This is a genomic window from Streptomyces spinoverrucosus (assembly GCF_006539505.1).
Lineage (GTDB): Bacteria > Actinomycetota > Actinomycetes > Streptomycetales > Streptomycetaceae > Streptomyces > Streptomyces spinoverrucosus.
Genome location: NZ_BJND01000082.1, coordinates 22,063 through 33,061 on the forward strand (window position 1 = coordinate 22,063; position 10,999 = coordinate 33,061).

A 10,999-nucleotide genomic window follows, 5' to 3' on the forward strand; every position below is an offset into this window, starting at 1 on the left:
AGCCACTACCCCAGGCCCAGCAGGGACTTCAGGAAAGCTCACCCTGATGAGCCGAAGTCAGTAACTCTGTTGATGTTGCCCTCGACCTTGCCGGAGCTCCACTCCAGGGTGAGTCCGGCGGCGACCGCGTCGAAGTCCTGCTGGAGGCCACGGGCCAGGCTGCCCAGCGGCTTGAGCCCGGTGTGCTCGGCACAGCTGATCCAGTCGTCGAGGTCGCGGCCACGGCGCTCGGTCATCATCCGGGCGAAGGAACGCGCGCACTCAGCGACGGCATCCAGTTCCGGGCAGCGGGACAGGAGTTTTTTGAGCTTGAGTCTGTTGCTCTCGTCGAGCTTGTCCGGGTGCGCGGTGATCAGCCAGGTGGCCTTGCGGACCGTCAGCTCGTCCGGCCTGGCGGGCGCGGGCTTGCCGCTGGCGCGGACGTCTTGCAGGTGGCGGCGGACGGTCCGCTCGCTGCCGCGGTAGCCCTGCGCACGAATCTCCACACACAGCCGAGTCGCGTCCGTGCAGCCCTCGTTCCAGCGCCGGTACAGATACGGCAGGTAGGGATGGACGCGTCCGTAGCGGCGGGAGCCCGTGCCGGAGGGCACATCATCGGGGGTGGCAGCGTGCGCATAACGGCGCACCGTCTTGCGATCGAGCCCGAGGGTCTGGGCGATGACCTGGATGGGCACGCCCTTGTCGTACAGGGCGTGCACCGCGGCATGGCGCTCACGGCGCTTGATCGCGCGCAGGCCCTCCATCGGCGCCGGCACCTCCTCGACCACGGCGTCGGGCTCCGGCCCGGTCGGGCCGTCGGCTGCCGCATCGTCGACGGGTTCGGCCAGGCACTTGCGATGTTCGCCGACGCATTTCTCGACCGCCTCGCACAGGTTCCTCCACAGGTGTACCTGTCCGCGACCTGCGTGGCGTCGGGGCAGACGGTGCGGACGGCCTCGGCGTAGGCACTGGCCCGGTCCCGGCACACGATCTCGACGCCGGGATGGTCGCGCAGCCAGGCTATGAGGGTTTCCGCGGTGCGGTCGGACAGCACGTCCACGCGCTCGCCGGTCTCCACGTCCAGGAGAATCGTCCCGTAGACGTGGCCTTTCTTGAACGCGAAGTCGTCGACGCCAAGTACCCGTGGGGCGGTGCCGGGCCGCTTCTCCGGGAGCCTGCGCAGCAGTCTGAGCAGGGAGTTCGCGCTGGCTGGCATGGACAAGTGTGCGGCCATCCGGGCCGCAGGTCGTCCGGCCAAGGCCAGCGCGAGCTTCTCCAGCATCCGGCGCATCAGCGGCGTCCGGCGGGCGAATCGCTCGGTCAGCCCATCCACTTGCTCAGCGAACGTCCGCCGAGAGCACTCCGCTGCCCGGCACAGGAACCGCTGGACCTGCAGGTCGAACACGACCTCTCGGCCCGCTACCGCAAGGTCGGCCAGACGCCGTCGATACCGTCCGTGGACACGGCCGGGACGCGTACCGGGGGATGCTCTGCATGCGGCAGGATAGGCGCAACACCCTTGATTCCAGGGCGGGTTGACGTAGGGCGGGGCGGGAGCATTCGGTGGGGGTGCGGGAGGATGCCCGGCGTGGCGGGATCGATCTGACGCCGTGGGGCAAGTTCGACCGTGGCGCGTGGGCGGTGTATCCGCTGCTGTTTCATCTGCTGGATGTCGCGGCGCTCGCGGGTGTGGTGTGGGACCGGTATCTGACCCGTGGTCAGCGTCGGCTGATTGCCGCCGGGCTGGGGCTCACGCTGGCCGAGGCGCGCTGTCTGGTGATGTTCATCGCCGGCCTGCACGATTTGGGCAAGTTGTCGGCGTTCCAGGAACAGGAGGCGTATCCCTGGGCCCGGGTCAGCGACAGCCTGCGCGCGGACACCCGTGGCTGGCAGCGTATGCCGCACGAACGGGCGTCCATGCACAGTGTGCTGCACCTGCTGGCCGAGACCGGCTATCCGGCGGACACCTCCGACAGCCCTGGAGTGCTCGTCGCCCAGATTCTGGGCGGTCACCACGGCCGGTTCCTGCAGGTCGACATTGACGGTGCAGCCAGAGCCTCCCGGGTCAACCTCACTCTGGGCGGGCCGGCCTGGCAGGATCTGCGCCGCCGATACTTCGCCCTGCTGCGCCATCTGACCGGCGCCACCGCGCTGCCCGCAGACGTGTCGGTGCCGGCGGCCGTGCTGATCGCCGGAATCGGCATCATCGCGGACCGGCTGGCCAGCCAGCGCCACTGCTGGCTGCCCAAGGCCCAGGCGCCCGCCTTCGGCGCTGGCGAGCACTACGCCCAGGCCGTCCGGGACGCCCCCGCCGTGGTCGAGGAGTCCGGGCTGACCCGCATCACCCTGCCGCAGGTGCCGTTCGCCCAGGCCCACGGCGGCCTGGAGCGGCCGAACGCCCTCCAGGCCTCGGTGATCGGGCAACTCACTGCCGCGGTGGGCGAGAAAGGGCCCGGCATCCTGGTGGTCACCGACGCCACCGGCGGCGGAAAGAGCGTCACCGCGCTGGAAGCAGCACGGATCTTCAACGCCTCCGGCGACACGGCCGGCATCCTGTGGCTGCTGCCGACCACGGCCACCACCGACGCCGCCTACGGCCTCCTCGAGGCCTACGTCGCGGCCCACCAGCCCGAGCACGCCCCGGTCTCCCTGGTCCACAGCCACAGCTACGACAACACCGCCTACACCGACCACCGCCTGGCCACCCACGAACCCTCCACCAGCGACGCCTACTGGCCCGACAGCGACGACGGCGACGACAATGGTGGTGAGCTGGCTGCGAGGGAGCGGCACGAGAACCGCGTGACGGTGCCGGACGGCTGGCTGCGCGGCTGGGACCGGTCCCTGCTGGCCCAGTTCACCGTCGCCACCCACGACCAGGCCCTGATGGCCGTCCTGCCAGTCCGCTTCAGCGCCCTGCGCATGCTGGCCATCTGCGGACGGACCGTCATCATCGACGAAGTCCACGCGCTGCCCCCCGCTTCATGCGGAAGACGCTGTCCCGGCTGCTGCACTGGCTGGGCGCCATGGGCTGCCCCGTGGTGCTGTTGTCCGCGACCCTGCCCGGCCACATCAGCGGACAGCTCGTACGCAGCTATCTCGACGGCGCCGGCCACCCGCGCTCCGCAACGGCCCACCTGGACTGCCGGCCTCCCTATCCCGGCTGGCTCTACGCCGCCGCCTCAGATGCCTCCCTCATCCGCATCGCCCCGGCCGCGGCCGAAGCCCACGCCGACCGGTACCGGCGCCGCGCCGACATCCGTCTCCACCCGGTGCACCACCCCTCCTGCACCGACCCCGAGGACACCCCTGCCCGGGAAACCCGCCTGGAGCGCATCACCAAGGAGATCGCCCCCGTCGCTCGATCAGGTGGCTGCGCGGCCGTGTACTGCGCCACCATGGCCGACGCCCAGACCACCTACGCACACCTGCGCGACGGCCTGGACTGGCCGGACGGCGGTCCCGGCGAGCAGCTGATCCTGCTGCATGCCCGCCTGCCCGGCCACCGCCGCGAAGCCCTCACCCGCCGCGTCCGCACCGCCCTGTCCTCGACCGGCGAGCGCCCCGAGCGCCTGGTGGTCGTCACCACCAGCCTCCTGGACATGAGCCTCGACATCGACGTAGACGTCATGGTCAGCGACCTGGCACCCCTGCACACCCTCCTGCAACGTCTGGGCCGCCTGTGGCGCTTCGACCACATCGTGCGCCCCGACTGGCTGTCCTGCGACCGTCCTCGCCTGATCGTCCTCAACCCCGCCGACCACCGCGGCCACAGCCTCCTGCCGCCCGCCTGGCGTCCCCTGGACTCCCCGTTCCTGCCGCTCGCCACCGCCGCCTACCTCGCCCGGCGGCCCGAGCACCCGCTCACCCTGCCCGACGACGTGCAGCAGCTGGTGGAGGCCGTGCACGGCGACGCCGACGCCCTCGCCCGAACCGACGCCGCCCTGTACCGCAGCCATACCCTGCACCGGGCCCGCACCCGCACCGAGGAACACCACAGCGCCCTGCACCTCGTGCCCCCTTGGCATGACACCCTCTCGCTGTCCGACCTGCACCGCCAAAACCTGCACCCCCGCGAGGCCGCCACCCGCCTGGGCGCCATGCCCCGCCGCCTCCTGCCCGTCTACCGCACACCCGACGGCCGCCTCACCCTGGACGCGGCCGGCACTCAGCCGCTGCCCGAGCACCGCAAACCGACCACCGCACAGATCCGCACGATCCTCCAGCACACCCTGCCCGTCCCCGCCGCCTGGGTCGCCGGCCGCGCACGAGACCACCACGTCCCCGCCTCCTGGCGCAGCCACGCCCTCCTCGCCGACCTCGTCCTGCTCCCGCAGGACGCCGGCGATCCCACCCGGCCGGTGCGCTTCGGACGGCACCGTCTTCACCTCGACGACGCCCTGGGACTGGTCCACACCGAGGACTGAACCGCCCTCCCCGCCGCACACGGCCCGCCCGAACTCCTCTCATGGGCGTGCCGTTGCTGCTGGACGAGACCAGCGCCCGCCGTGTGCCGTACCGAGTGGGCAAGCCGCGGCCCTGTGCGGTCGCCGCGCCAGACAGCGCACGCCGCGGACGGCACGGTTACGCCTGCCGCCCCCTCAGAGGCGGGCGGCTTTCCTTGCCACGAGGCACGCTGCAGTGCGATGCCAGAAGGCAGGGGCTGGGAGTCCCCGTGTCGGGCCGCCAGGGCTTCTCACTTGATGCCACTGCTTCGCCGCTTGAACCAGGCGGAAATACGTGACCGCAACTCCGGCGTCGCCCACCCCCCGAACCGGCTGTCCGGAGGAGAGAAGTTCCAAGCGTCACTCGCCTTGGCCCTGGCGCTCGCCGAACTGCACTCCCGCAGCGGCCCGGCCCTCGGCTCCCTGTTCCTCGATGAAGGCTTCGCCGCCCTCGACACCACCGCACTGGACTCCGCCCTCGAGGTACTGCGCTCCCAAGCCAACGGGAATCGCCTTGTCATGGTGATCAGCCACCTGCACGCTGTTGCCGAGGCCGTCGACGACGTGCTGCTGGTGGAGCGGACGCCTGCCGGATCGTCCGCCCGCTGGCTCACACCGGCCCAGCGCGACGAACTGGCACAGGCCGATCTGGTCAGCGGCCTACAAGTACTGGCGCGATAGCTGCGCCGGAACCTCTTCGACGAACACGTCGTCTCACACGGTCACACTGGCCCGCTGAAACGCACCTGTTCCGGGGTTTGTAGTGGATGTCGTGTAGGCGGGCAGAGCGCGTGCCGGCACCGCCGGCTGAACCGCGCACAGCTCGGCAAGCACACCCCCCGGTTGCGTTGAGGACGACCTTCGCATCGGCGCGCAGGCCGCCGTCGTCGTTCCGGGTGGGGGAGTGGCGACACGTCCACAGCCGCAGCACGCCGGCGGTCGGCAGGCCCTAGCGGACGCGGCCCGGTAGGTCAGCAATGCGCTCAGCTCCCCGGCCGGCGGCACGGTCCGCAGTGCCTCTGCTGCCACAGCTGTCCCCGATGCCACTTCCTGCTCCCTGTCTTGTCCGGGGCCTTGACCGGCTACAGCTCGAACTCGAGGTCGAGGAGGTCGGTGAGTTCCACTTCGAGGCCGTGGGCGCGGCGGCCGTTGTCGCGGAAGTAGACCTCGCCCAGGGCCTCGGCGGCGATCTGGCGGAGTTGGTCCTCGGTGAGACCGGCCTCCTGGGCCTGGAAGAGACGGGCAGCGTGGCCGGGCGGCAGCGCGAGGGTGAGGTGACGCACGCGGGCGTCGTCGGTGCTGCCGGGGGCGGCGGTGTAGCCGAACCGGGCCTGGACATCGATCATGACGCCGCCGGTGGTGGCCGCGACCTGCTTCGCCCTGGCCCTGACCTGTGGCTGCCAGCGTACGCGGACCTCACGCTCGAGGCGGTCGGCGAGCTCCGGCCGGGGCTTTTTGATCTGGTTCTTCACATACCGTTCGACGGTGCGCTGGCTGGTGCCGAGAAGCTCGGCCACGCGCCGGGTACTGCGCTGGTGCTGCCGGACCAGGTACCGCATCTGCGCCCCGGCGGACTTCGGGATCGGGCGCGTGAACGCGCCCTGCACCGCCTTGTCGAGTTCCTCCCCGACCGTGACCATCGCCGTAACGCTCCTATTCTCCGGTGTCCTTGGCGGTGACCTCGCCGGTCTTGATGTAGCGGGCGAGGTTGGCGGTCTTGCCGTCGGCGCCGAGCTGTTCGAGTACGTCCGCGCCCCACAGCACGCTCTGGGTGCCCTCGTGCTTGACCATCCCCGGGGAGACACCGAGCCGGAAGCTGCCCGGCACGGTCTTGCCGTCGCCGTCGTAGGGCAGCACGTCCAGCGGGCTGGGGCCGGCGGCCGCGTACACGGCGCAGTCCGAGAGGACCGCGACCGGGTAACGGCCGGTGGCCGCGGCCAGGGTGAGCATCTTGCGGTGCATGTTGATCCGGGCCCGGGAGATGACGGTCGCGCGGATGTCCGGCCGCCACGTCGGGCGGGCGAGGGCGGGCCAGGCCTGCCCCGGCTTCCAGCCGCCGCCGCGGGCCTTCTCCTGCAGCTTGCCGATGCCGCCCTTGACGGTCATCTTGACGGCGTCCACCACGATCGCCAGCTCCGCATCACGCTGCTTGTAGCCGTCCATCGACTGCAGGAACTCGGCCGGGGCCAGCTTCTCGCCCACGCCCAGATCCGCCATGGTGTCGACGTAGGCGTTGCGCAGCCGCTTGTACCAGCCGTCCAGGAACCGGCCGCTCTCCTCGCGCACCCAGGCCTAAGCGGGGCGACGTCGTAGCCGAGTTCGACGGCGTACGCCACGGTGGGGGTGGCGTACCAGGCCGGCCCCTCGGGGCGTTCACCGGTCGGCGTGAACGGGCTGGGCAGCAACGCGGCGTCGAGCTCACGCCACTGCTTGCCGACCTTCACCCGGGACAGGTCGACATGGGAGAGGTCGACCAGCCAGGAACCGGGCACCGCCGCATCGAAGACCGGGCTGGTGACGTGCACGGGCGGCGACGCCAGGCCGACGACCGCGCCGTTGGCGGCCGCACCGAAGGCCAGGTTCACGTCGAGGCCGACCAGGCAGCGCTGCATGCACTCGGCATCGGTCAGATCCCGCGCCCAGTCGTAGGCCTCCTCGAACAGCCTCTCGCCGGGGCCGCGCACGTGGAACCGGGGCAGGTGGGCCAGGACGGGGTGGCCGTCGGTCGCCTCGCACGGCGCCGGGTCCATCGGCTTGGTGCCCAGCGAGCCGGGCCGGTGCTCGGAATGCCGATGGCCGTCGGCGTCCGGCTCGCTCGCGCGGGTCGGCGGGTTGAGCGCGGTCATCAGCTCCAGCCCCGTCACAGCGGTGGAACCGACCGGCGTCATCACCCGCATCGCGTACACGCCCAGCACCCGGGCGAGTTCCGCAGGCTCCAGGTGGGCGGCGTGGCCCCAGGCGCGGTCGTCGAGGGCGTGCCAGGACGGAATGCACAGCTGCACGCACCGTCGGCGGCCACCCTGGGCGGGGCGGTAGATCCGCGCCCACGGCCCCAGCCCCCGCTTGGTGAGCTGCCAGTCGGCGCGCTTGAGTTGTTTGATGACCTTGTGCTCCTCCGGGAGCCGTCCGGCGAGCCGCTCGGCCTCGGACAGTGCGGCGGGCAGGCCGTAGCGTTCGCAGGCCGCTTCGGTGAGCACCAGCAGAGGGTCGGCGTCCTTCCCGCAGCCGTGTAGCTTCTCGGTCCCGAGCTGCGCCTCGGCCAGCGCCCACTCCACCAGCGCGGGCAGTGACTTGGCGGGGACGTCCAGGATGAGGCCGCCGATGCCGTAGCCGGTCACCCGCCGGTCGGCGTCGGCGTCGAGGACGAGCAGCGGACCGTGGGCGTACGGGCCGCCGGGCGCGGGTGCGTGGGCCGCGGCGGCCTTCGGCGCGCCTGGGCGGCGTGATCCCTGTGGCGGCCGGGCGGCCCGCGCCGGACGTGATGCGGCGGCCGGTGCGTGAGCGACTGCCAGGGAAGCGGACGGGGCGATGCCGGGCGTGGTCACGGCCGCAGCCTCCACAGCCCCGCCCGCGGCCCCGGTCCGCGCCGGGCCGCTGAACATCTGCGGTGCCGGGGTGTCCTCCTGCTGCGGGGCGGCGGTGCTCTCGTCGGCGGGGTAGAGCTGTGCGAGCTGCCGCAGCAGGCGCGCGTACGGCTCCCGCTGCGGCGGCCGCGGCTCGGTCCTGCCCGACTCCCAGCCGCTGACCGTCGCCCGCCGCACGTCCAGGGCCGCGGCCACCTCGTCCAGGGTGAGCGCGTGGGCCTGGCGTAGACGCTTGCGCTCCGCCGGGGGCGGCAGTGGGGACCGGGATGCGACCAGCGCGTCGACCGCATCGAACAACTCGGACATGGGACACCTCCGCCCCCATCCTACCTCGTGAATCGTGCTTATCGCGTACGGATACCGTACTTTTCACGTACGGATGGCGTGCGCAGGTGTAGAGTGCTCGATCGGAGGCTGTCCGCTTCGGCGGCCTCACCGCCTCCCCGGCCCGCCCGCTGCCGGACGCCTCCCGCTTCGGATCGAGGAAGAGCTGTATGACTGTGGTCGAACTGCCGCGGCCCGGCCGTCCTGAGCGGGCGCGGCTCTTTCCCAACCAGGCCGAGGCTGTCAAGCGGCTGGTACGGCACCTGCGGCGCCCAGGGAGCAGGGGACTGTTCGTGTCGGCGACGGGCACTGGCAAGACGCTGGTGTCGATCCGGGTGGCGGACGAACTCGGCGCGCGGCTGGTGCTGTTCGTGGTGCCCACCCTGGACCTGGCGGCCCAGACGGCGCTGGCCTGGCGCCGCGACGGTCATCTGGAGCACATGGTGATCGTCTCCTCCCTGGATGCGAGCGGCCGGGACGATCTGGTCGCGGCGCGCGTCATGTCGACCACCAACCCGCACGCGCTGGGCGGGCTGATGTCGGTAGTAGGGGAGGGGAAGGACCAGATCCCCGCACTCACGGTCATCTGCACCTACGACTCCCTGAACAAGATCGAGGAAACTCAGAGCACGGGGTACGCGGTGCCGCCGTTCGACCTGGCGGTCATGGACGAGGCGCACCGGATCGCCGGCCGCGCCGACAAGAAGTGGGCGATCGTCAACGACGCGAAGCGGATCCACGCGGACCGCCGCCTCTACATGACCGCCACCCCCCGCATCTTCGCCGCCCCGGAGCTGGCCGAGTCCGCCGACACCACCCGCCCGCGCCGCCGGCACCCCACAGGGCCGGACGCGGAGGCGTTCGTCAACTCCATGGACAACGAGCAGGTGTACGGCAAGAAGGTCTTCGAGTACCCGCTCGTCCAGGCGGTGGAAGACGGCCGCGCGGCGGACTACCGCATCGTGGTGCCCACCCTCACCGACGCCGACCTGCGCCGCCGCCTCAACCTCCCCGCCCCCGGCACCACCCCTGGCGACGGCAGCGGCGAGGAGCCGGACAGTGCGCTGCGCACCACCGCCCTCCACCTGGCCGTCCTGCGCGCGATGAGCGAACACCGCCTGCAGAAGGTCCTGGTCTACTTCAACCTCGTCTCCGACGCCCGCCGCTTCGCCCGGGAACTGCCCCACACCCTGCGCCTGCTGGCCAGGACCGACCTCCAACTGTGCCCCGACATCACCCCCAAGCTGTTCTTCGCCCACGGTGAGCACACCCCCGCCCAGCGCGCCGACATCTTCGCGGCCTTCGCCGCCGCCGACTGCGCGATCCTGGCCAACTCCCGCCTGATCGCTGAAGGTGTCGACATCCCCAGCGTGGATGCCATCGTCTTCGCCGACCCCACCCGCAGCGTGATCCGCTGCGTCCAGGCCCTCGGCCGCGCCCTGCGCCTGGACGTATCCGGCAAGACCGCTTCACTGATCGTCCCCGTCTACGTCCCGCCCGGCGCCGACGGCGAGAACATCCTCGGCACCGCCTATGAACCGGTGTGGGCGATCGCCTGCGCGCTGGCCAGCCATGACCACCGCATCCTCGAGCGCCTCCCGGACAAGGCCAATCGGCTGCCGAAGGAGACCAGCGACGTCATCAAGCGCCGCTGGCACTTCGACTTCACCGTTCACCCCGAACACATCGCGCGTGCCATGGACTTGGCATCCTTCGATCCCCGCGACCCGGCCGTCTCCCGCTCCCGCCGCCTGGGGCTCGCGGCCGCCCAGTCCTACCGTGACGAATACGGTCACCTCGACGTCCCCGCCGACTACACGGACCCCACTGGCTATGCGCTGGGCACCTTCATCACCACTATGCGCGACGCGGCGAAGGCCGGCCGCCTCGAGGCGGACTGGATCGCCGAACTCGACGCGCTGGGCATGATCTGGGACAAGCACGAGGCCGCCTGGCGCGCCCGCCTGGCTGCGGCCACCGACTACCTGCACACCCACGGCCACCTCGCCGCCCCTGCCACCACCACCGTCGGGGCGTGGCTCGCCGAACAGCGCCACGGTGCCGCCCACGGCCAGCTCCCTCAGCCCCGCGCCGACGCGCTGGCCGCCCTCGCCGCCGACTGGCGCCTGCCCCATGGCGCGGACTGGCACCGCAAATACCACCTGTTGCGCGCCCACCTCGCCGACGGCGCCGACCCCGCCGCACTCACCCGCGACACCCTCCTGGCCGGGGTGAAGATCGGCTCCTGGCTGCACCGCCAGCTCACCACCTGGCAGACCCTGGATCTTGGTCAGCAGCAGCTGATGGCCGCTCTCGGCCTGACCCCCGAAAGCAACCCCCTCACCCCCGCGCGCCGCCCTCGTCGCACGTTCGAACAGACCGTCCAGTTCCTGGAACTCTTCCTCCACCGCGAAGGCCGCGCCCCCGCCGCCCGCGAGACCATCCGCGTCGACGGTGAGACGGTCAGGATCGGCGCCTGGCTCGCCAAAGCCCGCACCAAGCACCGTGCCGAAAAACTCCCCACTGAGCACGTCGACCTGGTTGCCGCGCTGTTCGACGGTGACTGGACCGCCGAAGACGCTGCCCCCGCTGTCCTGGGCTAGAGCCGCCGGAACACCTGTGAGGCCGCGTCTGGGAGCCCCTGGCGTACGGGTTCTGATGCCAGGG

The 10,999-nt window shown here is 71.4% G+C and carries 6 protein-coding genes and 2 pseudogenes; 4 read left to right on the forward strand and 4 right to left on the reverse strand.

Features of this window, described 5'->3' with window-relative positions; all coding sequences use genetic code 11:
• Nucleotides 1-38: 38 nt before the first annotated feature.
• Together SSP24_RS37325 and SSP24_RS45390 are read right to left on the reverse strand one after the other, a co-directional pair.
• Complete coding sequence (locus tag SSP24_RS37325; protein ID WP_141314838.1) at nucleotides 39-767, reverse strand: transposase; 729 nt, start codon at nucleotides 765-767, stop codon at nucleotides 39-41.
• 131 nt (nucleotides 768-898) lie between these two features.
• Nucleotides 899-1,462 (reverse strand): annotated as a pseudogene (locus SSP24_RS45390) (ISL3 family transposase); the annotation flags it as partial.
• Between the two features lie 80 nt (nucleotides 1,463-1,542).
• Between SSP24_RS45390 and SSP24_RS45020 the strand changes: the two are divergent.
• From SSP24_RS45020 to SSP24_RS37340, 3 genes are all read left to right on the forward strand, one after another.
• Entirely contained in the window at nucleotides 1,543-3,456 is a 1,914-nt protein-coding gene (locus tag SSP24_RS45020) for a CRISPR-associated endonuclease Cas3'' (protein WP_268255116.1), read from the forward strand.
• Nucleotides 3,378-4,406, forward strand: a complete 1,029-nt coding sequence (locus tag SSP24_RS44550) for a DEAD/DEAH box helicase family protein (RefSeq protein WP_229866339.1) — start codon at nucleotides 3,378-3,380, stop codon at nucleotides 4,404-4,406. The genes SSP24_RS45020 and SSP24_RS44550 overlap by 79 nt, the downstream gene beginning before the upstream one ends.
• 294 nt (nucleotides 4,407-4,700) lie before the next feature.
• A complete protein-coding gene (locus tag SSP24_RS37340; RefSeq protein WP_229866340.1) occupies nucleotides 4,701-5,105 on the forward strand; it encodes an SbcC/MukB-like Walker B domain-containing protein in 405 nt (134 codons plus the stop codon).
• A gap of 401 nt (nucleotides 5,106-5,506) precedes the next feature.
• Here the strand turns inward: SSP24_RS37340 and tpg are convergent, their stop codons facing one another.
• Entirely contained in the window at nucleotides 5,507-6,064 is a 558-nt protein-coding gene (gene tpg, locus SSP24_RS37345; protein ID WP_141314840.1) for a telomere-protecting terminal protein Tpg, read from the reverse strand.
• A gap of 13 nt (nucleotides 6,065-6,077) precedes the next feature.
• Nucleotides 6,078-8,314, reverse strand: a pseudogene (gene tap / locus SSP24_RS37350) (telomere-associated protein Tap).
• 188 nt (nucleotides 8,315-8,502) lie between these two features.
• Between tap and SSP24_RS37355 the strand changes: the two are divergent.
• Nucleotides 8,503-10,935, forward strand: a complete 2,433-nt coding sequence (locus SSP24_RS37355) for a DEAD/DEAH box helicase (protein ID WP_141314842.1) — start codon at nucleotides 8,503-8,505, stop codon at nucleotides 10,933-10,935.
• Nucleotides 10,936-10,999 lie beyond the last annotated feature (64 nt).